The organism is Mucilaginibacter segetis, from assembly GCF_016522075.1.
Taxonomy (GTDB): domain Bacteria; phylum Bacteroidota; class Bacteroidia; order Sphingobacteriales; family Sphingobacteriaceae; genus Mucilaginibacter; species Mucilaginibacter segetis.
Window position 1 is genome coordinate 1 of the sequence record NZ_JAEHFW010000004.1, and the last position, 26,421, is coordinate 26,421.

General features: G+C 40.7%; 28 protein-coding genes. 10 read left to right on the forward strand and 18 right to left on the reverse strand.

All coding sequences use genetic code 11. The annotated features are described in order from the left end of the window. Positions 1 to 367 precede the first annotated feature (367 nt). Together I5M19_RS17740 and I5M19_RS17745 are read left to right on the forward strand one after the other, a co-directional pair. Positions 368 to 568 (forward strand): hypothetical protein, encoded by a 201-nt coding sequence (locus tag I5M19_RS17740; RefSeq protein WP_200067718.1) that lies wholly within the window; start codon positions 368 to 370, stop codon positions 566 to 568. Between the two features lie 154 nt (positions 569 to 722). Next, positions 723 to 998, forward strand: coding sequence for a hypothetical protein (locus I5M19_RS17745; RefSeq protein WP_200067719.1), 276 nt, complete (start codon positions 723 to 725; stop codon positions 996 to 998). A gap of 84 nt (positions 999 to 1,082) precedes the next feature. Here I5M19_RS17745 and I5M19_RS17750 read toward each other — a convergent pair whose 3' ends face one another. From I5M19_RS17750 to I5M19_RS17770, 5 genes are all read right to left on the reverse strand, one after another. Then, entirely contained in the window at positions 1,083 to 2,837 is a 1,755-nt protein-coding gene (locus I5M19_RS17750; RefSeq protein WP_200067720.1) for an ABC transporter ATP-binding protein, read from the reverse strand. Positions 2,838 to 2,910: 73 nt separating this feature from the next. Then, entirely contained in the window at positions 2,911 to 3,474 is a 564-nt protein-coding gene (gene frr, locus I5M19_RS17755) for a ribosome recycling factor (protein WP_200067721.1), read from the reverse strand. A 103-nt stretch (positions 3,475 to 3,577) separates the two neighbouring features. Beyond that, positions 3,578 to 4,093: a lipocalin family protein gene (locus I5M19_RS17760; RefSeq protein ID WP_200067722.1), complete on the reverse strand. Its 516-nt coding sequence runs from the start codon at positions 4,091 to 4,093 to the stop codon at positions 3,578 to 3,580. An 897-nt stretch (positions 4,094 to 4,990) separates the two neighbouring features. Further along, on the reverse strand, positions 4,991 to 5,365 hold the full coding sequence (locus tag I5M19_RS17765) for an RNA recognition motif domain-containing protein (RefSeq protein WP_200067723.1): 375 nt from the start codon (positions 5,363 to 5,365) through the stop codon (positions 4,991 to 4,993). A gap of 144 nt (positions 5,366 to 5,509) precedes the next feature. Next, the gene (locus I5M19_RS17770) at positions 5,510 to 5,962 is read right to left on the reverse strand and encodes a 3-oxoacyl-ACP synthase (RefSeq protein ID WP_200067724.1); all 453 of its coding nucleotides are present in this window, start codon (positions 5,960 to 5,962) and stop codon (positions 5,510 to 5,512) included. 541 nt (positions 5,963 to 6,503) lie between these two features. Between I5M19_RS17770 and I5M19_RS17775 the strand changes: the two genes are divergently transcribed. Then, a complete protein-coding gene (locus I5M19_RS17775; protein ID WP_200067725.1) occupies positions 6,504 to 6,689 on the forward strand; it encodes a hypothetical protein in 186 nt (61 codons plus the stop codon). Here the strand turns inward: I5M19_RS17775 and I5M19_RS17780 are convergent. Beyond that, positions 6,673 to 7,845 carry a CapA family protein gene (locus I5M19_RS17780; RefSeq protein WP_200067726.1) on the reverse strand — a complete coding sequence of 391 codons (1,173 nt, stop codon included), beginning with the start codon at positions 7,843 to 7,845 and terminating at the stop codon, positions 6,673 to 6,675. The genes I5M19_RS17775 and I5M19_RS17780 overlap by 17 nt on opposite strands. 40 nt (positions 7,846 to 7,885) lie before the next feature. Continuing rightward, entirely contained in the window at positions 7,886 to 8,458 is a 573-nt protein-coding gene (locus I5M19_RS17785) for a C40 family peptidase (RefSeq protein ID WP_200067727.1), read from the reverse strand. Between the two features lie 547 nt (positions 8,459 to 9,005). On the opposite strand from I5M19_RS17785, the gene pdhA reads away from it, so the two are divergent. The 3 genes from pdhA to I5M19_RS17800 all read left to right on the forward strand — a co-directional run bounded on the left by pdhA (position 9,006) and on the right by I5M19_RS17800 (position 12,611). Beyond that, positions 9,006 to 10,001: a pyruvate dehydrogenase (acetyl-transferring) E1 component subunit alpha gene (gene pdhA / locus I5M19_RS17790; RefSeq protein ID WP_200067728.1), complete on the forward strand. Its 996-nt coding sequence runs from the start codon at positions 9,006 to 9,008 to the stop codon at positions 9,999 to 10,001. 35 nt (positions 10,002 to 10,036) lie between these two features. Further along, positions 10,037 to 11,719: a pyruvate dehydrogenase complex dihydrolipoamide acetyltransferase gene (locus I5M19_RS17795; protein WP_200067729.1), complete on the forward strand. Its 1,683-nt coding sequence runs from the start codon at positions 10,037 to 10,039 to the stop codon at positions 11,717 to 11,719. 109 nt (positions 11,720 to 11,828) lie between these two features. Next, entirely contained in the window at positions 11,829 to 12,611 is a 783-nt protein-coding gene (locus I5M19_RS17800) for a M90 family metallopeptidase (RefSeq protein ID WP_200067730.1), read from the forward strand. A gap of 71 nt (positions 12,612 to 12,682) precedes the next feature. Here the strand turns inward: I5M19_RS17800 and I5M19_RS17805 are convergent, their stop codons facing one another. Continuing rightward, positions 12,683 to 12,862 (reverse strand): hypothetical protein, encoded by a 180-nt coding sequence (locus I5M19_RS17805; protein ID WP_200067731.1) that lies wholly within the window; start codon positions 12,860 to 12,862, stop codon positions 12,683 to 12,685. A 131-nt stretch (positions 12,863 to 12,993) separates the two neighbouring features. Beyond that, on the reverse strand, positions 12,994 to 14,958 hold the full coding sequence (locus I5M19_RS17810) for a vWA domain-containing protein (RefSeq protein WP_200067732.1): 1,965 nt from the start codon (positions 14,956 to 14,958) through the stop codon (positions 12,994 to 12,996). Positions 14,959 to 15,039: 81 nt separating this feature from the next. Between I5M19_RS17810 and I5M19_RS17815 the strand changes: the two genes are divergently transcribed. Beyond that, positions 15,040 to 15,603 carry an RNA polymerase sigma factor gene (locus tag I5M19_RS17815; RefSeq protein WP_200067733.1) on the forward strand — a complete coding sequence of 188 codons (564 nt, stop codon included), beginning with the start codon at positions 15,040 to 15,042 and terminating at the stop codon, positions 15,601 to 15,603. Further along, positions 15,600 to 16,937: a carboxypeptidase-like regulatory domain-containing protein gene (locus tag I5M19_RS18820; RefSeq protein ID WP_200067734.1), complete on the forward strand. Its 1,338-nt coding sequence runs from the start codon at positions 15,600 to 15,602 to the stop codon at positions 16,935 to 16,937. The genes I5M19_RS17815 and I5M19_RS18820 overlap by 4 nt, the downstream gene beginning before the upstream one ends. A gap of 28 nt (positions 16,938 to 16,965) precedes the next feature. Here I5M19_RS18820 and I5M19_RS17825 read toward each other — a convergent pair whose 3' ends face one another. From I5M19_RS17825 to I5M19_RS17865, 9 genes are all read right to left on the reverse strand, one after another. Next, positions 16,966 to 17,694 carry a DUF4197 domain-containing protein gene (locus I5M19_RS17825; RefSeq protein WP_200067735.1) on the reverse strand — a complete coding sequence of 243 codons (729 nt, stop codon included), beginning with the start codon at positions 17,692 to 17,694 and terminating at the stop codon, positions 16,966 to 16,968. A 41-nt stretch (positions 17,695 to 17,735) separates the two neighbouring features. Continuing rightward, positions 17,736 to 18,743, reverse strand: a complete 1,008-nt coding sequence (locus tag I5M19_RS17830) for an inorganic phosphate transporter (RefSeq protein ID WP_200067736.1) — start codon at positions 18,741 to 18,743, stop codon at positions 17,736 to 17,738. Positions 18,744 to 18,764: 21 nt separating this feature from the next. Next, on the reverse strand, positions 18,765 to 19,415 hold the full coding sequence (locus I5M19_RS17835; RefSeq protein ID WP_200067737.1) for a DUF47 domain-containing protein: 651 nt from the start codon (positions 19,413 to 19,415) through the stop codon (positions 18,765 to 18,767). A 47-nt stretch (positions 19,416 to 19,462) separates the two neighbouring features. Further along, complete coding sequence (locus I5M19_RS17840; protein WP_200067738.1) at positions 19,463 to 20,527, reverse strand: sensor histidine kinase; 1,065 nt, start codon at positions 20,525 to 20,527, stop codon at positions 19,463 to 19,465. Positions 20,528 to 20,607: 80 nt separating this feature from the next. Next, positions 20,608 to 21,135, reverse strand: coding sequence for a YceI family protein (locus I5M19_RS17845; protein ID WP_200067739.1), 528 nt, complete (start codon positions 21,133 to 21,135; stop codon positions 20,608 to 20,610). 60 nt (positions 21,136 to 21,195) lie between these two features. After that, positions 21,196 to 21,840, reverse strand: a complete 645-nt coding sequence (locus tag I5M19_RS17850; RefSeq protein ID WP_200067866.1) for an HD domain-containing protein — start codon at positions 21,838 to 21,840, stop codon at positions 21,196 to 21,198. Between the two features lie 51 nt (positions 21,841 to 21,891). Further along, on the reverse strand, positions 21,892 to 22,137 hold the full coding sequence (locus I5M19_RS17855) for a helix-turn-helix domain-containing protein (RefSeq protein WP_200067740.1): 246 nt from the start codon (positions 22,135 to 22,137) through the stop codon (positions 21,892 to 21,894). 101 nt (positions 22,138 to 22,238) lie between these two features. Next, positions 22,239 to 22,730, reverse strand: a complete 492-nt coding sequence (locus tag I5M19_RS17860) for a hypothetical protein (RefSeq protein WP_200067741.1) — start codon at positions 22,728 to 22,730, stop codon at positions 22,239 to 22,241. Continuing rightward, positions 22,731 to 23,903, reverse strand: a complete 1,173-nt coding sequence (locus tag I5M19_RS17865) for a THUMP domain-containing class I SAM-dependent RNA methyltransferase (protein WP_200067742.1) — start codon at positions 23,901 to 23,903, stop codon at positions 22,731 to 22,733. 82 nt (positions 23,904 to 23,985) lie between these two features. Here I5M19_RS17865 and I5M19_RS17870 point away from each other — a divergent pair, with 82 nt between their 5' ends. Then, positions 23,986 to 24,348, forward strand: a complete 363-nt coding sequence (locus tag I5M19_RS17870; protein WP_200067743.1) for a DUF3127 domain-containing protein — start codon at positions 23,986 to 23,988, stop codon at positions 24,346 to 24,348. A gap of 266 nt (positions 24,349 to 24,614) precedes the next feature. Next, a complete protein-coding gene (locus tag I5M19_RS17875; RefSeq protein ID WP_200067744.1) occupies positions 24,615 to 26,420 on the forward strand; it encodes a sensor histidine kinase in 1,806 nt (601 codons plus the stop codon). The last annotated feature ends 1 nt before the right edge of the window (position 26,421 follow it).

The following is a 26,421-nucleotide window of genomic DNA, read 5'->3' on the forward strand; positions in this document are numbered from 1 at the left end:
GTCGGTGCCCAATCTTAAAGTTAAACCCTTCAACCTAAAGTTGAGGGGTTTCTTTGTTTTTATACAGTCCGCGAAGTAAGTAAAGTCCGGAAGACAGAAAGTCCGCAAGAGACATTCTAAATCCTAAAATATGAACTCTAAATCCTAAAGTATAAATCTCAAATCCTGAAAAACTTTAAACTTTACGCTTTATACTTGTAACTCCCGTGTCATTCAGAATGATAGAGATAAATTTTGTACCACTTCATCCCTGCAAAAGAGATTTATACGTGTCTTAAAATTTAATGGCGTATAGGGTAAACGGGGTTTACAGGTCTTAAATAATGCAGGTGGATAGGCAATACGTGTTTTTGCCCGACTGAATTTTATGCCTTTTGCTGCGGCTGTTTTAGGTGGCTTTTCTGCTAAAAACACAGATTGCATCGCGTACAGGCGGTTTTTTGCACTATGGTTTGCTGCTGAAGCAAGCCGTGTGCCAAAACAAAAGAACGATTTTTTGATATTTTTGAAATTGAACAAGCGTGTGATGCCCAGGTTGAATGCTGCAGAACGCAGGATAACCCGGTAATAATTGCAATATAAATATACAGAAAATTCTTGATATATGGAAGCCTCCTTTATGTCTCACCTGCTTGCGAGGACTTTAAAATCCTTGTTAAGAGGTGCAAATAAATTTTGATATGAGAATCATTATATTTGAATATAAATAATTTGATAACCGGGTGGATAGCAGCGCAAACGTATATTTCAGGTCGAAAAGGGTTTCGTTAATAATTTTAGCGGTAACGGCCGTAGTTTGCTCCAGACTATTGTTCTTCTTTTTTAAAGATCCGGAAGGCCCGAATTTGTTTGTAGTTGGTGTGATGGCGCTATTGCTGTTTGTTTTAGCTGCAGCGGTTTACCTTTTGGGCCCGTTAAAAATAAACGGGATCAATCGGCTTTCTTTGGTGATTGGAATACAGGTGCTCGCCGCAATAGTGCTTTATTTTTGCATGTAAAGCCCCTTCTAAATCCCCTATAGATAGGTAGAGACCTTTTTTTAATTTAATGACTCATACCGCCCGCGATTTCTTGCTCTTCTGTTAAATTTCTACGGTATCTTTTTCACCTATCTGCTGACGCCACATGGCATAATATAAACCTTTTTGATCTATCAGATCGGGGTGCTTGCCCGATTCAATGATACGGCCTTTCTCCAGTACGTATATCTGGTCGGCGTGCATAATGGTCGATAGACGGTGTGCTATCAATATGGTGATATGATCATTCATTACAGATACGTCGCGTATGGTTGCCGTAATTTCCTCTTCGGTGATGGAATCCAGCGATGAGGTAGCCTCATCGAAAACCAGAATATCCGGCCGGCGCAATAACGAACGCGCTATAGACAGACGCTGCTTTTCGCCACCCGATACTTTTACTCCACCCTCACCTATCACGGTATCCAGCCCTTTATCGGCCCTTGCCATTAAGGTTTGGCAGGCCGCGCGTTGTAACACGTTAAAGCATTCCTCATCGGTAGCATCGGGGCGCACAAACTGCAGGTTCTCGCGAATAGTGCCCGAAAACAGTTGTGTATCCTGTGTTACAAAGCCTATCTTCTCGCGCAGATGGTCAAGATCAATATCCTTGCTCAAGGTATCGTTATACAAAATATCGCCATCAAGCGGCTGATAAAGGCCTACCAACAGCTTTACCAGTGTGGTTTTACCCGAACCCGAAGGCCCTACAAAAGCTATAGTTTCGCCGGTATGCGTTTCAAAGGTAATATGATTTAATGCGTTGCGGTTAGCGGTTAAATGTTTAAAGCTAACATTACTGAAAGCCAATTTTTTTACACGCTCAAGCAATACGGGCTTTTCGGGTTTGGCATCAATAGGGATGTTTAATATCCTGTTAAAATTATCTAAGGATACCTGTGCCTCGCGCCACGACAGGATAACGTTGCCCAGTTCCTGCAGAGGGTTAAATAAAAAGAACGAGTAAAATAAAAAGCTGAAGTATTGTCCCGGTGATATGGTTTCCTGGAAAATGAGGAGTAACAGTATAACCACCATTACGCTGCGTACAAAGTTTACTGTGGTGCCCTGTACAAAGCTCATACTGCGCACAAATTTTACCTTACGCAGTTCCAGATCGAGTATTTTATAGGTGGTATTGTTAAGGCGTTTGATCTCCTGCCGTGCCAGGCCGAGGCTTTTTATGAGTTCGATATTACGTAACGACTCCGTAGTTGAGCCTGCAAGCGCGGTGGTTTCGCCCACTATTTTACGCTGGATGGTTTTTATACGCTTGCTCATGGCCATGCTCACAAACGTAATAACAGGTATGGCCGCAAAGTACACCAGGGTAACTTTATAGCTTACTGTTGCCGAGTAAACGATAACGAATATCATACCGATAAGACTCACAAATAATATGCTGATGAACGAGGTAATGAACTTTTCGCAATCCAGCCGTACCTTTTGCAGCACGCCCAAAGTTTCGCCGCTGCGCTGATCTTCAAAAACCTGGTAGGGCAGCTCAAGCGAGTGTGTTAAGCCATCGGCATACATTTCGGCACCTACCTTTTGGGTAATAATGTTAGTGAAATAATCCTGAAAGTTTTTTGCTATACGCGATACCATTGCCACGCCAATAGCCAGGCCAACCATTTTTAATACGCCGTAAACATATTCGTGGTGCGACAGCACCTTGTATTTTTCGATAAAGTTATCAACTATACGACCGGTGATGTAAGGATCGAGCAGGGAGAAACCGATATTGGTAGCGGCTAAAAAGAGCGCTAAAACTACCACCCAACGGTGTTTTGATAAGTAGGAGATTAATATTTTCATACAGTATCAACAAAAATAAAAAAAGGGAATGGCTAATAAGCTCATTCCCTTTAATTTGACATTTTGGTTAATATTAAACCGTCATGATATCTTTTTCCTTCACATCCGAAAGCTGATCTATCTTAACGATATAAGCATCAGTAAGTTTTTGGATCTCACCCTCGCCAACCTTTATCTCATCTTCAGAAACACCTTCTGTTTTTAATTTTTTTATCTTTTCGTTAGCATCCTTACGAATGTTACGGATAGCTATCTTACCTGTTTCGGCTTCGCCTTTTGCTTTTTTAACCAGATCGCGGCGGCGCTCCTCGGTCAAAGGCGGAACGTTGATTCGGATAATAACCCCGTCGTTTTGTGGGTTTAAGCCCAAATTAGCTTCTTTAATAGCTTTTTCAATAGCTCCAAGTAATGATTTTTCCCATGGCTGTATAACTATGGTACGGGCATCGGGCGTGTTTACACTGCCTACCTGGCTTAAAGGTGTTGCTGTGCCGTAATAATCAACGGTAACATCATCCAGCATGGATGGGTTTGCCTTACCGGCGCGTATTTTTGTTAGTTCACTATCCGTATGGGCAATGGCTTTTTCCATGGAAGCCTTTGCATCATCTACTTGTTTTTTAATGAGTTCGCTCATTGGTTTATTATTTTTTGTGACAAAAATAGTAAAAAGTATTAAAGCGGCTTAATGTAATGCAGATATAGGACGTACTTTTTATCAGTAAGGCTGTGCCAAACGCTTATTGATCGGTGCTATGTTTTTGAGATACAAGCTTTTCTACCGGGTAACCCATAGCCTTACACCTGCTGATTATATGCTGTAATAAATTTTTATCGATAGATGGGGTACGGCTCATGATAAACAAATATTTATGGTCAGGATGGCCAACTACCACGTAGGAATAATCATCTGCAAGCTCAATAACCCAGTAATCTACCTTATATGGCCATAAGAACTGGGCCTTCATTTCGGCATTATGCGTGCCCTCTACCTGAAATAGTTTAGAGTTTACAGAATGTACCCCGGGATCATTGCCTTTTTTATAGGTGGTAACCACGTTATAATATTCCTTTTTTGCGTTCCAGTTGTAAGTAGTGGTAGTTTCTCGGGTGCCTTTATCAAAATAAGTAGGGATAGAGTATAAAGAATACCATTTACCGGCAAAGCGATGAAGATCAACGCTGTCAACCGGTTTATTGGGAATGCCTGTAAACGAACTGAAGAATAGTATTAAAGTTACATATAACGTTTTCATATAAATAAAAAACGAGATAGGGAGCTGTACAGATTGTACTTTAAGCCTTAATTGTTACAACCAACAGGAGAGCGCAGGGGTATTTTCATATTGTCGTATGTCCGGAAATTCCGCTGCGAAACGGACGGATAAGTAAGGGGTGCTATAAGTTAGATACAATGGTTTAGGAATTCTGAATAAATTCCTTTACAAGTTTTATACTATGGATAGTAAGCATTAAACAACTGCATATTATAGTCAGATTAATTAAGGCCCGTATAAGCCAGCGTTGTTTTGCGAAATTATGGTTGAGGACTTTTGTCAGCAAAACAGCAAGGCTAATAAAGAAAAACCAGGTTGTAAAAAACAGGGATGTACTGCCGCGAAAGATTATAGTAACAACATCATGGATCAGTCCGCAAAAAATGAAGGTGAAAATTAACGAAATAGAATTAGGAAAGATCTTTTTTAACGGCTTAAAAATAAACTTACCAAGGTAATAGCCAAAGACGGGATTCCAAAAATTCCAAAAAGCTGAAAAATTTTTAGCGCCGAGTGACCGGTAAAGATTATTTCTTAATGATTTTGGACTACCGATTGCTACGCCATTTCTTTTCTTTATATACTCGGTTAAAGTTATATGCATATTGATGTGACACGAGGTAATGCGACCAGCGCAAAAATATTTATCCATTTGGCTATAAAGCATATGGGTGTTTTATCCTGAAATTCCGCTAAGAAAACGAGCGGATAAGGTATACCATGCAGGTGGTAATTAGCCAAAGAAAAGGCGGAGTCGCAAAAAAATGATGCAAATAAAAAGCACGCTGACAATAAATTGAAAGCGTGTTAATGGAAATATGATTTACAGCAAAACACTGTTGGTTAACAATGTTTTGCTGTAGGTAAACATCTGTTTTACCAGCGACTGCCGCCGCCGCGATTGCTATCTTTTGAATAGCCGCCACCGCCGCCACCACGATTGCCACCGCCGTAACCGCCGCCACGGTTGCCACCGCCAAAACCACCACCGCCTCTGCGATCGCCTGGTTTTTTATCTTCGGCCTGGCTCACTGCGATTGAACGACCGGCAACTTCAGAACCATTCAGACCTGAAATTGCTTTTTGAGCGCTTTCGTCATCGGGCATTTCAACAAATCCGAAACCTTTGCTTCTTCCGGATTCCCTGTCGATAATAATTTTAACGGTGCTTACTTCACCATAAGCTTCAAAAAGCTCTTTTAAATCTGCTTCCTCTAAAGAATAAGGAAGACTTCCTACGAATATGTTCATCAAAAAATTAGTTTAGTAATGATCAGTTTTTTTTGCTGTCATTATTTTGTTTACCCAAATATAGAATAGATATTAATGATTTGTACAATAATTTATTAAACTGTGTACTTTATTTTATTTTAAGGTCAAATTATGGGCCGAAATTTAAATAATTGAGGTTATTTGATAGTTTTTTTCATTTAAGGAAAAAGTTTCCCCTGTTTTTTTGCCTGTTAACTTTAATCCGATAGGGGAAGCTGGAGATACCGCATAGTAACTTTTCCCATCAAGACTTAATATTCCGGCGCTTATAGCAATGTAAAACGTTCCGTTATTGGTAGTTACCAAACTGCCGGGCGCAGCTGTTGTATAAACGGGTGTATAGTGTACCTGGTTAAGCGCTACCATAAGTTTGTTAGCTTCAGTTAACTGTGCCATGTTACGGTTAGTTTCCTGCTGCATCATTTCTCGGCCCGTTTCATATTTATCGCCGGCGCTGCTTTTAGTATCATCCTTTGCGGCATTTTGAGCTTCTTTTATAGCATCTTCCGCGGCCTGCATCCGGCTTTGTACATAATCGATACATAACTTATGCAGAGTGGCCTTTATATCATCCATCAGGGTAAAAATCAGGACGCTAATATGGGTAAAATAGGTGAAAGGTATAAGGGCAATAAAAACAAAAGCCCCGGAGCACTCGCTGCCCGGGGACTTTCAACCTAAACCTTATCACAATTATAAGTGTATTGCACTTACAGTGATATAAACGAAATTGGGTGAGCTATGATACATCACTTAATTAAAGTTGACATAAAAATGATAAAACTAAAAAACGATGTAGATGTTAACTTTTGAAAATACTTTTAAAAGTATTAAACCTTAAATATTTTTAGTTGTCTGTTACATTATAGCAAGCCATTACGTAAGGGTTGTATAAAATCAGTTTTATGATCAGGAATTTTAAAAAAGAGATGAACAGTTATGAAGCGACGCTGATCTTGCTTTCGATATTGTTGGTACTCATTGGCCTTTTTGAATTAATGCCGCTAAAATAAACCTTCCCTGTATTATACTTATCAACTCCAGTTGCGCTTAAAACAAAGCCCGGTTAATTTGGTTATCTGTAAACATTAATTAAAAGCACTTAACCATAAAAAATATGAACCTAAAACGCACATTTGGCACCGTACTTACTGTATTAGGAATAATAGGACTTATTTATACCGGAGTAGAAGTTATACAGCATACCGGTGAAGCAACTACACTTATTGTTATTGGTGTAATTTCAGTTATTTTCTTCTTTACAGGCGTTGGGCTTGTACGCAACACTAAAGACGAAGCTTAGCATTAACCGGAGATATATCTCCGCTGGCAGTTATCATTAGTCCGCTGGCGGGGAAATCCGTTTCGGTAAGCATTTTTATACGGTTTGCCGCCCGGTTTAAAGTATCGGGCAGGAGTCCTTTATCATGAGTTTGTATAAATGAAACTATCTGCCCGTTAATAAACTCACCCCGTTTGTTCAGCTTTACCTTTAATAAGGGGGCCAAACCACATACACCTAATACACTTACCGATTTATAAGTACAAAAATTACCCAGGCTGTAAGCGATCAGCCTGTTTTTATAGAGCTCAACCGCCCGGCTTACATGAGGGCCATTCCCCAATATGATATCAGCTCCGGCATCCACTGCGGCGTGAGCAAAAGCATTAACGTTACCACGGCGCTCGCCTTTATATAATTCCTCTTTTAAAGGTACATGTTCAAAATCCACCCCTTCGCCACCTCCATGGAATGATACGATCACGATGTCGCTTTTAGCTTTTAAGTTGGTAACAATGCTTTTTACCACTTTCAAATTGAGTAATGATACGGTTTGGCTGTTTGGTGAAAACGCGCAAAAGCCATAACGCACGCCCTTAATGGTAAATAATTTTGACTGATGCGTTTTTAGTCCTGCGTAATTAATACCCAGGCTATCAAGCACCTTAACCGTGCTTTTTTGACCTTCCAAGGCAAAATCGTTGCTATGGTTGTTGGCCATGCTTAATAAGTTAAAGCCCGCCTTTTTAAAGATATCACCATAAAATTCGGGCATCTTAAATAAATAGGCTTTGCTTTTAAAATGCAGTTTTTGTTGCTCGGGTTCGCCCTTATCTAATAAAACCCCTTCCAGGTTACCAAAAGTAACATCCGCTGCTTGCAGGTATTTATCGGCATATTTAAAGCTGTATTTACCGCTATCTGCCGGTAGTTGGCTGCTATCGGGGTAGGTGCTGCCCAGCATAATATCACCCACCGCGGCTATATTTACCATGGTATCAGCAGGCTGGACAGCTATATTTTTTTTAACGGAAGGAGCGTGATGCTGTGTAACCTTCGTAGTTGTTGACGGATTTTTTTTTAAATAAGGATCAAAGCAGGCGGTTGCAGTAAAACAGGCAAACGCTATAAAAAGGCAGATAGAATGGTGTTTCATTAAATAAAAAGATCCTTCCATAAAGGTATGAAAGGATCTTTAGTTATAATATAATTTAGGTTTAATTATCGTCTGAATCGTCGTCAGACGATGATAGTTCGTTTTTAAAAGAATCAAGCAACCTGCCGCCTTTGTAAAAGTAGCGGGCATAATAGGCATCGGCCAAATTGCTGATGGCTACCCCGTGTGATGAAGCGTGTGCAAATTTTCCATCGCCTAAATAAATACCAACATGTGATATTTTGCGGCTGTGTATTTTAAAGAAAACCAGATCGCCTTCTTTCAGATCATCCTTGCTGATGGGATCTACCATTTTAAAGATATCACGTGAATTGCGGCGGATACTTAAATTAAATACATCACTGTATAGTTGTTTGGTAAATGCCGAGCAATCGATACCTTTCCGGGTGTTACCACCAAAACGGTAAGGAGTGCCTATCCAGTCATGTACAAAATTAAAAAGTTTAAGGTTAGATGTAGCTGAAAGGGCAACACCCATAATTTGCGATAAATAATCTTTTGCTAAGCTTTCCTGATCTTCAGGTTCAGAGGTGGTATTTGGAACAGTTTTTGTTTGCGCTTGTGCACCTATTATGGTGAAAATTAATGCAATAGCAAATATTATTTTCTTCATTTAATCTTTGATTTGTTGGTTAGCGAACAACAAGTTGTATATTAAATTGTACAGTGTGTCTATTGTTGGATACAAATCTATATAATATTTCTAAACCTCCAAATTAAAGGTGAAATTTATTTTACAATTAAATTAGCTATAGTTTTAAACTATTGTTAATAAACCACTTGTAAAACGTAAAAAATCAGCTTTATTTTTCGGGCAGCGAAATTAAATTTCCTGTGGCGATTGTTTTTTTGTTTTGCCATATGGTTATTGATTAGTTGATGTATGTATATGATATATGGATGTTATTACACATACTCATAAGTTTTTTTTAATTTTTTACTAAATAGAAAATTGCGGTATTTATTTCATCAACTGTTAAATAAAGGGTAGTAATATGCGGTATTCCAAATGATATTTTGCTTTTTGTGAATTTTTATTACTGCGTATGAGCTATATAAGGCATAAATGCGGATAAATCTTTCCAACAAATTCGTTGCAGTTTCGATTATTTGCAGGATATAATTAGATTTGCGCTTTCTCTAAGATTTGTTTTTAATAAATGAGTTCAATCGAAATAAATAAAGACACCTACCTGATGTGGTACGAGTCTATGCTTTTAATGCGGAAGTTCGAAGAAAAGGCCGGCCAGTTATATGGTCAGCAAAAGATCCGCGGGTTTTGTCACCTCTATATAGGGCAGGAAGCCGTATTGGCCGGAGCGATGTCAGTTCTTCGTAAGGAGGACAGTATGATAACCGCCTATCGTGATCACGCACATGCTTTAGCAAAAGGGACAAGCCCGAATGCTGTAATGGCGGAGCTTTACGGTAAAGCTACCGGTTGCTCAAAAGGTAAGGGTGGTTCCATGCACATGTTCGATAAAGAAAATAACTTTTACGGCGGGCATGGTATTGTAGGCGGACAGGTACCTTTGGGTGCAGGTGTTGCCTTTGCCGAATTGTATAAAGGTACCGATAACGTTAACGTAGCCTATATGGGCGATGGTGCTGTACGCCAGGGCGCGCTTACTGAAACCTTTAATATGGCCGCTTTATGGAAGTTGCCTGTAATTTTTGTTTGCGAAAACAATGGTTACGCTATGGGTACTTCAGTAGCGCGTACAACTGTACAAACCGATATTTATAAGCTGGGTCTGCCTTACGGGATCCCTTCATCCCCGGTTGACGGGATGGATCCGGTTGCGGTGCATAATGCTATGGACGAGGCCGTACAACGTGCACGCCGCGGCGAAGGGCCAACATTTTTGGAGATGCGTACGTACAGGTATAAAGGGCACTCGATGTCCGATCCGCAAAAGTACCGTACTAAGGATGAACTGGAAAGTTATAAATCAAAAGATCCGATAGAAACAGTAAAACTAACTATACAAAAAGAAGGTTATGCTGATGATAAATGGTTTGAAGATATCGCGGAAAAAGTGAAGGCGGTGGTTGATGAATCGGTTAATTTCTCTGAAGAATCACCATGGCCGGAAGCGTCAGAACTGTATACTGATGTTTACGTACAAAAGGATTATCCTTACATCCGCGACTAACTATTATAAATAAATATTAACAATATTCACAGTATATGGCTGAAGTAGTTAAAATGCCAAAAATGAGCGATACCATGACCGAAGGGGTATTGGCGAAATGGCATAAAAAAGTTGGCGACAAGGTGAAATCGGGCGATGTTTTAGCCGAGATCGAAACCGATAAGGCCACTATGGATTTTGAATCGTACCAGGACGGCACCTTGCTATACTTAGGTGTTGAAGAAGGTAACGCTGTGCCGGTTGATGCCGTTATAGCTGTTTTAGGTAAGGAAGGCGAAGATTATAAAGCGGCATTGGACGCTGCCGGAAGCGGAGCCGAACCTAAAAAAGAAGAAGAAAAAACAGAAACTGCCGAAACTAAACCAGCGGCAACGGAAGATAAAAAACCTGCATCCGCAGAAGCTAAACCAAAGGTGGATACATCAAGCATACCTGCAACGGTTATACGCATGCCTTTGTTAAGTGATACCATGACCGAAGGAACTATTGAAAAATGGAACTTCAAGGTTGGTGATAAAGTAAAATCCGATGATTCATTAGCGGATGTGGCCACCGATAAAGCTACAATGGAAGTTGTAGGATATGAGGAAGGCACCCTGCTTTACATTGGTGTTAAAGAGGGTGAAGCTGCCCAAGTAAATGGTATTATAGCTATTGTAGGTAAAGAGGGTACAGATATCACCCCTTTATTGCAGGATACAGGCGAGGAAGAAACTCCTGCCGAAGATTCCGCTAAGGAAGAAGCTACTCAGGCTGCAGAAACTCCTGCGCCGGAGACCGCTGCACCTGCTGCCGGCGGAAGCAATGACGATGACAGCCGTGTTAAAGCGTCGCCACTGGCACGTAAAATAGCTAAGGATAAAGGTATTAACCTGAATGATGTAAAAGGATCTGCCGATGGCGGCCGCATCATTAAAAAGGATGTGGAAGAGTACACGCCTGCTGCTAAACCGCAGGAAGCTGCTGCTCCTGCAAAAACAGAAGGTGCTCCTGCTAAAACCCAGGCCCCGGTAGTATTACCAACTTACACAGGCGAAGAAAAATTCAGCGAAAGGCCTGTTACGCAAATGCGCAAAGCCATCAGCAGAAGATTATCTGAAAGCTTATTTACCGCACCTCATTTTTATGTGACCATGTCTATTGATATGGATCAGGCTATTGCGGCCCGTACCAAAATGAACGAGGTAGCGCCGGTTAAAATATCCTTTAATGATTTTGTAGTTAAAGCAGTTGCTGTGGCGTTAAAACAACACCCTGCTATTAACTCCTCATTCATGGGCGATAAGATACGTACAAACGAGCATATACACGTTGGTGTGGCCGTAGCGGTAGATGAAGGTTTACTGGTGCCTGTTATTAAATTTGCGGATGGTAAATCATTAAGTCACATCTCGGTAGAGGTGAAGGAGTTCGCCGGAAAAGCTAAGGCTAAAAAGTTGCAGCCTGCCGAAATGGAAGGTTCAACATTCACTATATCAAACTTAGGTATGTTTGGTGTTGACGAGTTTACCGCTATTATTAACACTCCAAACGCATGTATATTAGCAGTAAGCGGTATACAGCAGGTTCCGGTTGTTAAAAATGGCGCCGTGGTACCGGGTAACATCATGAAGGTTACTTTAAGCTGCGATCACCGCGTGGTAGACGGAGCTTTGGGTGCAGCATTCCTGCAAACCCTTAAAGCGTTGTTAGAAGAGCCTGTAAGGCTGTTGATATAAGTCCCGGAAGTATTCCGTAACAGGAAAATCCGAAAGATGAATAGCGATGGGTTAATGCTCATCGCTATTTTTTTGTGTTGCGCATTAAGTTTAATCCTATATTGCCTTTATGTATTACCTGGTTCCTGTTGTTATTGTAATTGTTGTTTACCTGTTATTTAAAAAAAACCGGCATAAGGTATCGTTACAACCTATGCCAGCTTTAAAAAAGTTGCTGGTACAGCATATTAATTACTATAACGAACTTACTGACGAGGATAAAGCAGTTTTTGAACATAAGATAAGCACCTTTTTATCTGACGTAAATATTGAGGGTGTAGGATTAACCGTAACCGATACCGACCGTGTTATGGTTGCGGCAAGCGCCGTTATCCCCATTTTTGGCTTTAAGGATTGGCGTTACCGTAATGTAACCAATGTGCTTTTGTATCCGGATACTTTTGATAAGGAGTTTGCGTATGAAGGGGGTGAAGGGCGAAATATAATGGGCATGGTAGGCAGCGGATATATGAACGGGCAAATGATACTATCACGCAGGGCGCTGGAGAAAGGCTTTTCTAAAAATGCAGGCAAAGAGAACACCGGTATACATGAATTCGTTCATCTGCTGGATAAAACCGACGGCGCTACAGATGGTATTCCCGAAGGATTTTTACAGCATGAATATGTAACGCCCTGGGTAAAAATGATGCACCAGGAGATCCATAAAATAGAAGCCGGTAAATCGGACATAGGGATATACGCGGCTACCAACGAGGCTGAGTTTTTCGCGGTGACATCAGAATATTTTTTCGAGAAACCGCACCAGTTTAAAGCTAAGCATCCCGAGTTGTATGATATGCTGAGTAAAACATTCGGGCAAGACCCGGAAGGCGAAGATGCGATTCATTGACAAGCGTATTAAAGCAAAAGAGCGATAGATACCCATCGCTCTTTTGTTATAATTTATATTTATAGGTCGATTTACATCTTTTCTATAACTGCAACTATCCCAATAATAACAGATACCATAAGGAAGAAGAAAAACATATCTGCCTTTAATTTAGAATAGTTTCTGCTTTTTTTTGATAAGATGATATCTGTTGCCTTTTTGTAAAGCACAATAATGAAAAACGGAATAAATACTAAATATAATGGGTGCATTTTATGATTCTTAATAAATCTCCATTAGTTAAAGCCCAAACATTGCCGTATTTTAAGTCCGGCAATTTCTAATACATCTAAATTAGTTTTTTTTTGGATTGTTCTTTAAAATATATCAATAAAACGCTCTACTATTGTTCATTTTCAACATTCGCCAAAGCGGATGTTTTGCTTAACAACTTTGCACTTTCCGCAAGGCGAATAAATTCTGACCGGTAGCCTTCCTCGTCATTCCCTCTACCTGCCTTTGCAATATTTATAGCCTGCTCAAAATTAGCATGCTGCTTAAACTGCGAGTCGCGCAGCAGCATGCCTATTTCAGCTATGGAAGCCGCGAATTTGAAATCGTCCGAGGTTTTGTCAAATGCCGCGGGTACATCCATAACCACTGCCTGGCTCAGTTTGCTTTTTGAGGAGTTTGGCTCTTTATACCGGAATTTAATGGTCAGCATTTCATCAGATGTGGAAACTACCGGTTTAGCTTTAGGCTTTTGATATTTAAGCGGGTCGACCGAGGGGGTATAGTCATCAGTAATACCTGCGGGGATGATCTCGTAAAAAGCAGTAACATTGTGCCCGGAGCCCATATCACCGGCATCTTTTTTATCGTTATTAAAATCTTCTTTGTTCAGTATACGGTTTTCGTAGCCTAACAATCGATAGGCCTGCACTTTGGCAGGGTTAAACTCTATCTGCAGCTTTACATCTTTTGCAACAGTGAATAAAGTTCCTCCAAACTCGCTGATAAGAGTTTTACGTGCTTCGGTAATATTATCAATGTAGGCGTAATTACCGTTGCCCTTATCGGCAAGGGTTTCCATTTTGCTGTCTTTATAATTACCCATACCATAGCCCAGTACGGATAATGAAATACCGCTTTCCCTTTCCTTTTCAATCAGTTTTTGCATGTCCTCATCACAGGAAGCTCCTACGTTAAAGTCGCCGTCGGTAGCCAGTATAATACGGTTATTACCTTTCTTCATTAAATTATCCGCTGCTATTTTGTAAGCCAGCTTTATGCCTTCGCCGCCCGCTGTTGATCCGCCTGCATTCAAATTATCAATAGCGTTATAAATGGTGGTTTTTTTATTGCCGGGGGTAGATGGCAGAACCACGCCGGCTGCACCTGCATATACTACCATAGCTACGCGGTCTTGCGGCCTTAGCTGATCGGTAAGCATTTTTAAGGATGATTTTACCAGCGGTAATTTATTAGGATCGCTCATAGAGCCCGACACATCAATTAAAAACACCAGGTTAGATGGCGGCAGGTTATCAGTAGGGATGGTTTTAGCTTTAAGGGCAATACGCAGTAAGCGGTGTTTGGTATTCCAGGGCGCCGATGAAAGTTCGGTATGGATGGCAACCGGATCATTATTTATTGGCCCGGCCAGGTCATATTTAAAATAGTTGATCATTTCCTCTATACGTACCGCATCAGCAGGGGGTAGTTGCCCATTATTAATAAACCGGCGAAAGTTGCTGTACGATGCCGCATCCACATCAACAGAGAAGGTAGATAGCGGGTTATTAACCGCATCCTGAAAAGCATTCTCTGTAATGGTATTATAGGTTTCTTCATCGGCTTTTATTACGGGAGCGGCAAACCTAACATTCTGAACTGATGCCTTTCCTCTTATCCGGATAGTCTGGTTTGACCCCGGACTGCCCTGTACCATCACTCCATATACTTTATCGTTAAGCATAGCATTTGGGGATACCGTGGTAACAGCACCTGTAACTTCTCGTCTTATTTGAGCCTTGTACCCGGTAACAACCACCTCATTGAGTGAATTAATACTTTCTTCTAAATACACATTTAGGATATTGCTTTTTTTGATGGTTATTATTTGAGGCTTATAGCCTAAAAAGGCAAATTCCAGCTTTGTTTTTCCTTCGGGAAGGCTGATGGTGTATTTACCATACTTGTCGGTTTGTGTAGCCTGGTTGCTGCCCGCAACCCTAATGGTTACACCGGGAATTGCCAAACTGTCGGTTGCAGAGTACACCGTGCCGCTGATCATACGGTTGGTGTTTAGCTTAAATGCGGTTAAGCCAAATGCTGATAGCGTGATAATTAATATAAGCTTTTTCATAATTTGATGATTTTTTACCTGTAGGATGCAGCAAAAAGCTAATTTCCATAAACCATAAAAAAAAATTATTTTGTGGCTTTAATGAATTTACTAACCAAGCCAATTAAAACCGATAATACTACTGATGAAAAGCTGGTAGCCGTTTATCGTTCAACGGGAGATATCGCGGTGTTAGGTAAGCTGTATGAAGCATATATGCCGCTGGTGTTTGGCGTGTGCCTTAAATATCTGAAAGAGGAGGAGCCTGCCCGGGATGCGGTGATGGAGATATTTGAAGAGTTGGTTGATAAGGTAAAAAAACACGATATAAAACAATTCAGGAGTTGGTTGTATGTATTAAGCCGCAATTATTGTTTAATGCAGCTGCGGGCCGGTAAAAAAATAAACGTTGTTGCTTTGGATGAGGTTATGGAATTTACACCTTTTATGCATCCTGATGATAATAAAGAGGAGGCCCTGCAGGCAATGGAACATTGTTTGGAGAAGTTAATTGCGGCACAGCAACAATGCGTAAGGTTGTTTTACCTTGACGAGAAGTGCTATAAAGAGATCGCAGCTGTTACGGGCTACCTGCTTAACGAGGTGAAAAGTTATATACAAAACGGCAAAAGGAATTTGAAGATTTGCCTTGAGAAGAAATTGTGAGTAAAAAGGATTACGACATAACGCAAATAAAAAAGTACCTGAACGGAGAGCTGGATGACCGTGCTATGTACCAATTGGAACGCCGGGCGCAGGATGATCCGTTTTTGATGGATGCCCTGGAGGGGTATGAGGTAGCGGGTGCCGATCAGCAGGATAACCTGGATCTGCTTTCGGAAAATTTGAAGGGGAGGTTGGCAAATCAAAAGGAAAGACGTATAATACCGTGGACGGTGATTGCTGCTGCCGCTTCGGTTATAGGCATATTGGTAGTAGCCGGAATATTGTATAACGCGAATTATAAGCAAGCAGTGAAAACGCAACCGATAGCGGCAACTGTAGAGCCTGTATTAACTAAACCGGATGCGAACGTTGATAAAGCGCCTGTAGTGGTAAAAGAAAGGTCGGTTGCTAAACCGAAGGCCAATAAGCAGCTTAGTGAGCATCGTTTCAAATCTTTTTCTCCCCCAATAGTTAAGGCAGATGAGGAGGCCCTGGTTGCTGCGAATAGTGTAATAGCCTCCCGGGCTGACAAGAGAGTGCAGAAAAAACTTCCGACGATATCAAAAACGGATATGATGGGCGATACCCTGCCATTGGATGAGATGGTGATGGGATATATAGCCAAACAAAAAGATGACAGTTTAACTATGCCCCAAACCGTGGCTATAAATAAGCGGCCCTACGCAAGGGTAATAAACGGAAAAACGGAAGGGGTTAATACTAACGAACGTAAAGGAAGGAATGAGCAAAACAATGCGTATTACTTAGGGACGCTTGCACCCCAAACGCCATCGGGAGATATACAATTAGCGGGAGTGGTTACCAGCCATGATGACGGCCAGCCTTTACCGGACGTATCGGTTAACGTAGTAGGTAAACCTGTTGGTGCCGTAACGGATGCTAATGGTAAATTTATATTACCCGGGGTAAAAAAGGATGAAACGCTATTGGTTGGTTCTGTAGGCTATAACTCCCAAAAAGTTAATGTGGGCTCAACTGATACTGTAAAGGTGGAGCTTGACGCATCCCAGTCTGCCCTGAGTGAAGTAGTTGTTGTAAACGGTACTGTTAAGGCACATCCCCGAAAAGGGTGGGACTATTTTAAGGCGTACCTGAAAAAGAACGCCTTATTACCTGCGGGAGCAAAGAAAGGCAGAGTACAATTGCAATTTAAAGTGAACAGCAAAGGCAATGTATCTGATATTACTGTGATCAAAAGTCTCAGCGCATACGCCGATAAGAAAGCTGTTGCACTCATAAAAAACGGTCCGGCATGGATAGCTAATTCAAAGGGCATTACGGAAACGGTAAGTTTAAAAATAAACTTTGAATAGCACTCCGGCAATTAATACTGTCCTGTTATTACTTCCTCAGTTTGGTACGGTCGGCGTAAGAGAATACTTTTTGCATGAGCGGAGTGGTACGTGCCGATATATTCTGGCGAATGTTCAATTCTTCTTTAGCTATCTCATAAAATAAGCCATCAATTGCTTTTTGCGTAACATAATCGCTTATATCCGGGTTTATCTTACTAACCAATGGCACCTTGTTGTATGCTGTAGCTGCTTCGCTGTAATATTTGGTAGCGCCTACTTTATTCAAACTCGTTTCTACTACGGGTTTAAATTTAGCGGCAAGTTGTTGGGTAGTGGTACGCTCAAAATATTGTGTTGCCGCATCCTGGCTGCCCAATAAAATATTAGTAACATCCTGTATGGTCATTTGCTTTATAGCGTTCACAAATATGGGTTTGGCTTCGGCAGCGGCATCTTCAGCAGCACGGTTAAGCGATAATATCACATTATCAGCCAAAGAAGCCAAACCTATGGTACGCAGGGTGCTTTCTACCTTTTTAGCTTCGGGTGGGAAAAGTATTTTTACAGCTGCGTTACCAAAAAATCCATTGGTAGCTGATAGCTGATTAGAGCTTTTATCGGTTCCCTGCTCAAGTGCCTGTTTTAAGGCGCTGGCTATCTCTACAGTTGATGGATTACCTGCTTGTTGTATAGTTGTTTGCGCCACCTGGCTAAGTGTATCGCAGCCGGTAGTAAATATTAAAAATAATGGGATAAGGAGCAGTAATTTTTTCATGCAAGCATAATAGCAAAATTACTGCCAAGAAAAAAACCAGATCAGAAGGAACGCACAACCAAAAATACCAGGCCGGCAATAACCGCTGAAATTGGAATGGTAATTATCCAGGCCCAAACTAAATTAATGGTGACCCCCCAGCGTACAGCAGATACACGTTTTGTTAAACCAACCCCAATAATTGAACCGGTAATGGTATGGGTAGTTGATACAGGTATACCAAAATGTTCGGTTAAGAGAAGGGTTACCGCACCGGCAGATTCAGCACTTACGCCCTCTAAAGGTGTTATCTTGGTGATCTTGGAACCCATGGTTTTAACAATTTTCCACCCGCCAGACATGGTACCTAAAGAAATAGCCGAATAACAGGCCAGTGGTATCCAATCAGGCATAGGGGCATCGGCACCTATTATTTTTGAAGCAATAAGTGTAACATACAATATACCCATAACTTTTTGGGCATCATTTGCACCATGTGCAAAACTTAATGCTGCTGCAGATACCAATTGTAATCTTTTAAACCAGCGTTCGGCCACGGCGGGTTTTGCTTTCTTACATATATGCAGGATGAGAATAGTAATGATATATGCGATAACTAAACCAATAAAAGGCGCTAATACTATATAAGCTATAATGGTTAATATATAGTGCATGTTAACCGCATCAAGCCCGTGCTGCCCCATTAACAAGGCATTGGTGATACCTGCGCCTGCAAAACCACCTATAAGCGTGTGCGAAGAGCTGGACGGAATACCAAACCACCAGGTTGTTAAATTCCAGGTAATGGCAGCTATTAAACCGGCTAATATTACCGGCATGGTTATAAATTGTTCAACTACTATTTTTGAGACGGTATTGGCTACTTTATGATCCTTAATAAAAAAGTAAGCGGTAAAATTAAAAACAGCCGCTAACAAAACAGCCTGAAAAGGTGTAAGTACCTTAGTAGAAACTATAGTAGCAATAGAATTGGCCGCATCGTGAAAGCCATTGGTGTAATCGAAAATAAGGGCAAGAACAACAATAACAACTAATAGGGTGGTAACCATTTAAATAAGATAAATTTTCGCTTACGCGTTTTTAACTAAAATCGATTCCATAACGTTAGCGGCATCTTCGCACATATCTGTAGCGGTTTCCAGCGCGGCAAGTATCTCTTTGTATTTAATAAGGCGTATAGCGTCAGTTTCGTACAGGAACAGATCGGCCACGGCACGGTCAAATACATAGTCGGCCTGGTTCTCAACACTGTTTATCCTGATGCAGGAATCGGCGATATTGCGTACGTTCCTTAAGTCTTTCAATTCCCTTACTGCTTTTTCAAGGTCGCCACATGCTTGTAATATCAGCTCAGATAGTTTGCGGATATGCTCATTAAAATCATCTATCTTATACAAACTCATCCTGTTTGCTGCGCCGTGTATGTAATCGGCTACGTCATCAATAGCCGTGGCTAATGCGTGTATATCTTCACGATCAAAAGGGGTAATGAAGTTTTTGCCCAGTTCGAGGTATATCTGGTGGGTAATTTCATCGCCTTTATTCTCAAGCTTATCTATCTGCCTGAAAAGCTCATCCTGAGTAGCGGAATTACCCGAATTAACGGCTTCTACCAGGATTGTTGCCATGCTTACCACATTATTGGCGGCTTGTTCAAAAAGCGGGAAAAAGGTTTTCTTATCTTTTGGTACGAAGTACTGGAAAATACTGTTAAGTGACATTGCGTAATTTTATGGGGTAAAGGTACGTTAGCAATGTTAAGTTAATGTTAACTTTTTAATACGGGGATGTTCGGAAAGGGTAAAATTTGTTTACCCTTTTGTAAAGTGAACCCGAAGGTTGAGCCGAGTCCGTCAGTACTGCGCACATTTATAGTTTGCTGATGGGCCTCTATAATATGTTTAACAATAGCTAACCCCAATCCTGAACCACCGATCTGGCGGGAGCGGCTGGTATCTGTACGAAAAAAGCGCTCAAATAAACGGGGTAGATATTTTTCTTCGATACCAATGCCATCATCGGTAACCTCTATCAGTACCTGCTCATGCAGGGTAAAAAGGCTGATACCGGTTTCGCCGCCATCCTTGCCGTATTTAAAAGAGTTATCTATCAAATTCACCAATACCTGCCTTATTTTTTCACGATCGGCGTTTACGTATATGCCCTCGTCATACTTTTGTTTAAAGGTTAGTTTGATATTATGTTTTTTCGCTTTCATTTCCATTGATTCCATCACCTCTTTAATCAGGTCATTGATCTTGAATTTGGAATAATTAATAGGGATCTCTCCGGATTCGAGTTTAGATATCTCATCCAGATCCTTAATAAGATAGCTTAAGCGGTCAACATTTTTTGAGGCCTTTTCTAAAAATTGCGCGGCCATCTCCTTATCTTCAAAATCATCATCCTGCAAGGCTTCAATATACCCCTGTATAGCAAAAAGCGGGGTTTTAAATTCATGTGAGATGTTTGATAAAAAATCGCGGCGGAATTTTTCCTGTCGTCTTAATTCATCTATTTCAGTTTTTTTTTGAGAGGCCCATTCCTTTACTTCCTGTTCCACATCATTTATAGGGTCGGCGCTTACATGCTCGCCAAGCGCATCGCGCAGGTCGCGGCCAAGTTTAAGGTTATGAATAAGCTTGTAAATGAGCTTTATTTTTGAATAGATGTACTTTTCTATAAGGTAATAAAAAACAATATAGCTGGTGGCAAGCGTTACCAAAAAAGTAACAGCCATATCAGTCCATTTACGTTGAAAATAATAATTTACTATAGATAGGGTAATAGCTACAGCTAAAGCATTAATAAATACTAATACACGCAATTTCATGGGTATAAAGATAGTATATAGCTGCCAATTAAAACCGGCATTAATGCTAAATGAATGTTAAATGTTCAGATAAATAAGAGTTACTTAGATGCTTTAACCTCAACGTTAACAATAACCTCATCGCTCAGGGTGAGGCTATTACCGCCGATACCAAAATCGCGGCGATTTATTTTAAAGCTGCCTTTAAATGAATTGGCGTTACCCGTATCAGCGTAGGTGAAAGGAAGATCAACAGATTTAGTGATACCTTTTATGGTGATGTTAAAACTGCCCATGTAATTATTACCGCCTTTTTGTTTAAAGGTAGTAGACGACATTACGATCATGGGGTACTTTTCAGCATTAAAGTAGTCTTCACCTTTCAGGTGGCTATCGCGCAGACTATTATCGGTATCAATAGTGTTTACCTCGGCTGTAGCTTCTATTTTGCTGGCGCTTAAGTTAGCAGGGTCGAAGTTAATGATCGCGGTAACACCGCCAATGGTTCCGCCTGTTTTAATGCCCAGATTTTTTATCTCAAAGGATACTTTTGAACTTACTATATTGTTTTGTGCAAATACGGAGGTGCCTGTTATTAACAGTACTATTATTGTGAAATATTTTTTCATGTAAAGGATTTGATGCTTTTTTAGGTTACAGGTTTAATTTATGACGTTCAATAACTTAAATTATTGCACTTCAAAGTAAAACTGATCCAGGTAGGTTTCCATAAAATTGTGGCGTTGTTGTGCCAATTGTTTGCCGGTAGGTGTGTTCATCTTGTTTTTTAGCAGCAACAGCTTTTCATAAAAATGGTTAATGGTAGGCGCAGTAGTGTTTTTATATTCCTCTTTGGTCATGTTCAGTTTAGGTTTTATCTCCGGATTATATATTTCCCGGCCCTTAAACCCACCATATGCGAATGCCCGTGCAATACCAATAGCACCAATAGCATCAAGCCTGTCGGCATCCTGTACAATATGAAGTTCTATAGATTTAAAGGTTGGGGCATCAAACCCTGATTTAAAAGAAACATGCTTTATAATTTGTTGCACATGCTCAATTACAGTATCATTAGCATTTATACTCTTTAAAAAATCGCCGGCTTTTTTGGGGCCTAACTCTTCGTTGCCATTATGAAACTTACTATCGGCAATATCATGAAGCAATGCAGCAAGTTCAACCACCAGCAGGTCGCACTCTTCTGTTTGCGCTATACGCCTGGCGTTTGTCCATACGCGTTGTATATGCCACCAATCGTGGCCGCCCTCTGCATCTTTGAGGGTAAATTGAACAAAGTCTGCGGTTTGCCTTATAATATCTGCATTATTCATCATTCGGTGCTAAATATGCAAATATAAGAGGAAGAAATAAGTTGTTTCTAATTATTGAGCAGCCTCAGCCCCGGTGGTGTTTATAAGGTCAATGATTGGTATTTCCAGCACTTCAGCTATCTGAAACAGGCGTTCAAGTGTAATTTTGGTATAGCCCAATTCAATTTTGCTATAAGCATTTTGCGATATATTCAATTTTGCGGCAAGATATTCCTGAGTGTAATTTAACTCCTCGCGTTTATTTCTGATGTTCGCCGCTACGGCCTTTACTCTTGTATTTAAATGATTACTCGTCATTGTCAGGGTTAATTATTCCTATAATAACGAGATGTAACGCCGATTGGATTTTTACAAATTGCTTTAGGCGGATTTTAACTATAAAACTTTAATGTTTTAGCTTACAGATTGTACTTAACCACTACTGCAGGTAATAAGGTTGCCGCATTTAATGGTAGCTGATCTGTTGCAACAATGGGTTTACGCTTACGGTAAAAATCGTATGCTGCTTTTTCAATCTCTGCCGAGCCAGTAGCCGGGTTATTAAAGCTTACTGAAAAAGGGATAATAAAATCATGAAACTTTTCCTTATCCGGGATGATCCATTTTTTATTCGATTTTTTTAGTACCTCAATTAGCGGCGCTGTTAAAAGGTAATCATCAGCATAATAGATCACTATTTTTTGAATGTTGCCGTATTCATCAGCAGTAAACTTAAATATGGCCATACCGGTTGCTTTTTTGGCTACAATATCCGGTGTAACAGTAATGCTGTCCTTAAAAAATTGTTTAAAGATCTGGTTGCCTCCCTGGAAGGGAAACGCTAATTGTCCGTCCTGCGCGCTGCAGTACACTGATGACAACAGCAAAAAAAATACGATAAGTTTCTTCATTTACTCTTCTTTTGGTTCACGTTTACTGCCTTCATACAGTTCATATTCAAACAATCGGCAATCTAATTTACCATTATAAAATTCAATTCGGCGTGACGGGCGTAAACCTATTTTTTTAGCCAGATCCGGATTGCCGGTAAATACATAGCCACTGTAACCAAGGCAGTCTTTTTTTAAATAATCGCCAATGCGCTTGTAAGTTATTTCCAGTTTGGTGTGTACGCCCAGGCGTTCACCATATTCCGGATTAAACATTACCACACCGCCGCCTTCCGGCACGGGTGTCTCGGCAAAATCACAAACGTGAAAATCAATTAAATGTTCTACACCCGCTGTTTTTGCATTGTTTTGAGCAATATTAACGGCATCTTCAGATATATCAGTAGCGATGATCTTAAAATCAACCGTTTTTTTGGCTTTATCTTTCAGTTTACGGCGCTCCGTAAAAAACTCCTGCTCATCATATCCCAAAATATGCATAAAGCCATAGTTCATTCTGAATAGTCCCGGGTGCTTATCGGTAGCCAGTAAAGCGGCCTCTATGGCCAACGTTCCGGAACCGCACATGGGATTGATGAAATTGCTTTGCCCATCCCACCTGGTAGCCATAATGGTAGATGTTGCCAGAGCTTCCAGCATGGGCGCCTTACCCGGTATTTTACGATAGCTGTGCTTGGCCAAAGTTTCGCCGGAGGTGTCTAAAAAGATATCGGCCTTATCCTCCTGCCAGTACAGATGCACCAGCGTTTTATGAGCATCAGCGCCGGAATCCGGCCTTATGCCTTTTACCGATTTTATACGATCAGCGATGGCATCTTTTACCTTTACATTGGCAAATAACGGCGTGCGTATGTGTTCGTTGTTCACATTTGACGATACGGAGAAATAGCCGGCAAAATCGATCAGGGTCTCCCATTCAATTTTAACCAGCTCGTCATATAATTGCTGCGGATCTTCGGCATCAAAGCTTTTTAATAAATAAAGCACCTGGCTTGCGCAGCGCAGGTTAAGGTTCAAAGCAATGGTATCGGTTATGGTACCCTTTAACTCAACGCCTGTTTGGAAAACACGTGTCGGGGTAAAGCCCAGGGCTTCTACTTCCTGCTGCAGGTAAGGTGAAAGCCTTTTGTTGCAGGTGATGATGATTTTACTCTCGGTGTGGAAAACTTGCATGATATTTTTGCGAATTTATAAATAAATACACCTCATTTTAATTTCTTACTATTAACTTTACATTTTAAATATTTTCTGAACTATGGATATCAAAGGTAAAGTACATGAAGTATCGGCAACTATGCAGGTTACCGAGTCGTTAAAAAAGAGAGAATTGATAGTTGAATATATCGAGAACCCGCAATATCCCGAGTATTTAAAATTTGAAGCTATACAGGATCGTTGTAACTTACTGGATAATGTTAAGGTTGGGGATGATGTGGAAGTGTTCTTTAATTTAAGGGGCCGCCCATGGACAGATAAAAACGGTAAAAAATCTTATTTTAATTCGTTACAGCTGTGGAGGCTTAACGTATTAACCGGTGGTGGCGCCAGTGCTTCACCTGAGTATGCTCCGCCTGCTGATATCAGCTCGGCTCCTGATGATGACGATCTGCCGTTTTAAAATATATAATTGGAGAAAAATCCAATCGCTAAAAAAGCCTTTCCGAAAAATTTGGAAAGGCTTTTTTTATGATTATAATGACATCTTGATTTGATCCGTTTTAATGGCCATTTTTAAGGGTTTTGTAGCTTATGCTAAGTGCAGGGCGGCGAATAACAAACGAAAGAAATGGTTATTAATCAATAGCTTAAATATAGCTTTATAAATTGTTAAAAATTGTTAAAAACCCTCATTCTACAATTATTTAAAATATTTTTGCTTAAAGCATGAAGAGGAAAAGTATTGGTTTAATAATAGGATTGATGGGCCTTGCGCTGTTGGGCGTTGTGGCTATGCAATTATATTTTTTACGCCAGTCGTACCAAATGCAGTCAGAGCTTTTTAAAAGTTCGGTCAACGAGGCACTTAACAGCGTGGTTGCTAAAGTTGCCAAACAGGATGCCATTAATTTTCTGAATTCAAAAACAAAGAACGCCCAAAAGCTTGCGGAAGAAACTGCCTCACAAAAGGAAACGGAAATAAGTATAAATGGCAGTAATGGCGAAGGTGCTCCTGATAATCAAAACCAAACAAAGCGTGAACGTAAGCTGAAAATGCTGAGGGATAGTTTGCGGCACATGATCATGCAAAGGCAGGTGGAAGACCAGCTGGCTACCTTATCACAGCAGGGTACACTGCGTATTCGTATTGAGGAATTTACGGATGAGTTTGGAGACGTACATGGCCGGCTTATACCCGAGATAGTGAAATCAGGCCCGTTGCCGGTAAAGAAGAAATTATATAAATATGATACGCTCCGGTCTACTTATATCGATCCGCAGTTTGGCAAGCAGGTAATATCCGCCGTCAGAATTAATCCGCTATGGCTACAGGAGCAGGAGCGGCTGCAAAAAGAACGGCAGTTTAAACAGGTGAAGAAAATGCTGGCTGCCGATTCACTGGAAAATGCGTCGCACACATCGCCGAAAATTAATGTTATTGAGAATTTGGCAGAGGAGTACCGCCAGTCGGGTGAACCACTGGACAAACGGCTTAATACGTTGTGGATAGATTCGGTATTAAGGTTTGAACTGCATAACAGGGGGATATTTATACCATATAGTTATGAGGTAAGTACCGCCAACAGCGATTCACTTATATTTTCGAGTGCCCAGGATGTTAAGGGACTGAGGCCTAAGTTTGTTAATGATAAAACTTATCAAAAGGCAATATTCGGCAACCAGGTGATCAATGATCCGGGAAGGATAAAAATATATTTTCCGAAGCAGAACTCATTTATATTGGGCAACATGACCGCCAGTATGGCCACCACCGGCGGGCTGATATTTGTGCTTATACTGTGCTTTGGATACACTATTTTCTCGATACTTAAACAAAAGAAGATATCGGAGATGAAAATGGATTTCATCAATAACATGACGCATGAATTTAAAACACCGGTATCAACCATCATGATAGCCAGCGAGGCCTTGAAAGACGAGGAGATAACGGAAGATAAAGCACGTGTGTTACGTTTGGCAAACGTTATTTACGAAGAGAATGTAAGGCTGGGCAGCCACATAGAGCGCGTACTGAATATTGCCCGTATTGAGAAAGACGATTTTAAACTGGATAAGAAACCGGTAGATGTTAACGAGATGATCACTATTGTGCTCGATAGCATGCAGCTTAAACTTCAAAAATGCGGCGCGGTTACCAGGTTAAAAATGGATGCAAAAAATCCGGTTATTATTGGCGATGAGTTACATTTTAGTAACGTGCTGTATAATCTTATTGATAATGCCATAAAATACAGCACTGATAATCCGGAAATTACTATTACAACGCAAAATAACAGCGGATATGTATTAATAAAGGTTGCCGATAAGGGTATTGGCATGAACCGAGACCAGCAGGCGAAGATATTTGAGCAATTTTACCGTATACCCACCGGTAACCTGCACGATGTTAAGGGCTTTGGTTTAGGGTTAAGCTATGTTAACACCATAGTTAAAAGGCTTGAAGGTATGATAAGTGTACGATCTGAAAAGGAAAAAGGATCGGAGTTTGAACTGAAATTTCCATTGGCATAAT

What these genes read in the sequence shown, in the direction of transcription:
- I5M19_RS17740 (WP_200067718.1), top strand. Translation starts at nt 368, where the DNA reads ATGCCTTTTGCTGCGGCTGTTTTAGGTGGCTTTTCTGCTAAAAACACA.
- I5M19_RS17750 (WP_200067720.1), bottom strand. Translation starts at nt 2,837, where the DNA reads ATGAAAATATTAATCTCCTACTTATCAAAACACCGTTGGGTGGTAGTT.
- frr (WP_200067721.1), bottom strand. Translation starts at nt 3,474, where the DNA reads ATGAGCGAACTCATTAAAAAACAAGTAGATGATGCAAAGGCTTCCATG.
- I5M19_RS17760 (WP_200067722.1), bottom strand. Translation starts at nt 4,093, where the DNA reads ATGAAAACGTTATATGTAACTTTAATACTATTCTTCAGTTCGTTTACA.
- I5M19_RS17765 (WP_200067723.1), bottom strand. Translation starts at nt 5,365, where the DNA reads ATGAACATATTCGTAGGAAGTCTTCCTTATTCTTTAGAGGAAGCAGAT.
- I5M19_RS17770 (WP_200067724.1), bottom strand. Translation starts at nt 5,962, where the DNA reads ATGGATGATATAAAGGCCACTCTGCATAAGTTATGTATCGATTATGTA.
- I5M19_RS17775 (WP_200067725.1), top strand. Translation starts at nt 6,504, where the DNA reads ATGAACCTAAAACGCACATTTGGCACCGTACTTACTGTATTAGGAATA.
- I5M19_RS17780 (WP_200067726.1), bottom strand. Translation starts at nt 7,845, where the DNA reads ATGGAAGGATCTTTTTATTTAATGAAACACCATTCTATCTGCCTTTTT.
- I5M19_RS17785 (WP_200067727.1), bottom strand. Translation starts at nt 8,458, where the DNA reads ATGAAGAAAATAATATTTGCTATTGCATTAATTTTCACCATAATAGGT.
- pdhA (WP_200067728.1), top strand. Translation starts at nt 9,006, where the DNA reads ATGAGTTCAATCGAAATAAATAAAGACACCTACCTGATGTGGTACGAG.
- I5M19_RS17795 (WP_200067729.1), top strand. Translation starts at nt 10,037, where the DNA reads ATGGCTGAAGTAGTTAAAATGCCAAAAATGAGCGATACCATGACCGAA.
- I5M19_RS17800 (WP_200067730.1), top strand. Translation starts at nt 11,829, where the DNA reads ATGTATTACCTGGTTCCTGTTGTTATTGTAATTGTTGTTTACCTGTTA.
- I5M19_RS17805 (WP_200067731.1), bottom strand. Translation starts at nt 12,862, where the DNA reads ATGCACCCATTATATTTAGTATTTATTCCGTTTTTCATTATTGTGCTT.
- I5M19_RS17810 (WP_200067732.1), bottom strand. Translation starts at nt 14,958, where the DNA reads ATGAAAAAGCTTATATTAATTATCACGCTATCAGCATTTGGCTTAACC.
- I5M19_RS17815 (WP_200067733.1), top strand. Translation starts at nt 15,040, where the DNA reads ATGAATTTACTAACCAAGCCAATTAAAACCGATAATACTACTGATGAA.
- I5M19_RS17825 (WP_200067735.1), bottom strand. Translation starts at nt 17,694, where the DNA reads ATGAAAAAATTACTGCTCCTTATCCCATTATTTTTAATATTTACTACC.
- I5M19_RS17830 (WP_200067736.1), bottom strand. Translation starts at nt 18,743, where the DNA reads ATGGTTACCACCCTATTAGTTGTTATTGTTGTTCTTGCCCTTATTTTC.
- I5M19_RS17835 (WP_200067737.1), bottom strand. Translation starts at nt 19,415, where the DNA reads ATGTCACTTAACAGTATTTTCCAGTACTTCGTACCAAAAGATAAGAAA.
- I5M19_RS17840 (WP_200067738.1), bottom strand. Translation starts at nt 20,527, where the DNA reads ATGAAATTGCGTGTATTAGTATTTATTAATGCTTTAGCTGTAGCTATT.
- I5M19_RS17845 (WP_200067739.1), bottom strand. Translation starts at nt 21,135, where the DNA reads ATGAAAAAATATTTCACAATAATAGTACTGTTAATAACAGGCACCTCC.
- I5M19_RS17850 (WP_200067866.1), bottom strand. Translation starts at nt 21,840, where the DNA reads ATGAATAATGCAGATATTATAAGGCAAACCGCAGACTTTGTTCAATTT.
- I5M19_RS17855 (WP_200067740.1), bottom strand. Translation starts at nt 22,137, where the DNA reads ATGACGAGTAATCATTTAAATACAAGAGTAAAGGCCGTAGCGGCGAAC.
- I5M19_RS17860 (WP_200067741.1), bottom strand. Translation starts at nt 22,730, where the DNA reads ATGAAGAAACTTATCGTATTTTTTTTGCTGTTGTCATCAGTGTACTGC.
- I5M19_RS17865 (WP_200067742.1), bottom strand. Translation starts at nt 23,903, where the DNA reads ATGCAAGTTTTCCACACCGAGAGTAAAATCATCATCACCTGCAACAAA.
- I5M19_RS17870 (WP_200067743.1), top strand. Translation starts at nt 23,986, where the DNA reads ATGGATATCAAAGGTAAAGTACATGAAGTATCGGCAACTATGCAGGTT.
- I5M19_RS17875 (WP_200067744.1), top strand. Translation starts at nt 24,615, where the DNA reads ATGAAGAGGAAAAGTATTGGTTTAATAATAGGATTGATGGGCCTTGCG.